The following is a 500-nucleotide window of genomic DNA, read 5'->3' as shown; positions in this document are numbered from 1 at the left end:
GAACACCGGGTTGCCCTTCGCCCAGGCGTCTTTACCCACGGTGACGATATCGTCAAAGGTGATACGATGGCTGTCGATGGCGCGATCGACCACGTAGCCGGTCATCAGTTTGGTCAGACTGGCAGGATTGCGCTGCTGATGTTCGTTACCCGCGGTCAGGACCTGACCGGTGGTGTAATCCATCAGCACCCAGGAGCCAGCCTGAATGGAAGGCGGCGCGACCGTAGCAGGTAAGTCGACGGCAAATGCGCAGGAAACGCTCGAAGCGAGCAAAGATACAGCAATAAACAAACGGCCTTTCAACGGCATATCCTCTAGATTTACAGATCCGCCGTCCTTTTTACGGAACTTCGCGTTTCATATCAGGGTTTAATTGCAAGAAAATATGACACAGCAGAGGAAGTTGCTTGCCGCGACCCTTCTGATGACCGGGCAAATCGTTTACCATACCGGTCGCACGCCACCACGGATAATGAACAGACTATGCAAGATAGCGTCAA

1 pseudogene is annotated in these 500 nt (G+C 53.4%); it reads right to left on the bottom strand.

The window, feature by feature from the left end:
- Positions 1 to 303, bottom strand: a pseudogene (locus tag LU493_RS19505) (serine-type D-Ala-D-Ala carboxypeptidase); the annotation flags it as partial.
- Positions 304 to 500: the final 197 nt, after the last annotated feature.

The organism is Halomonas elongata, from assembly GCF_029081005.1.
Taxonomy (GTDB): Bacteria; Pseudomonadota; Gammaproteobacteria; order Pseudomonadales; family Halomonadaceae; genus Halomonas; species Halomonas elongata_B.
The sequence above is the reverse complement of the archived record's forward strand: the minus strand, read 5'-3'. Positions and strand labels throughout refer to the sequence as shown.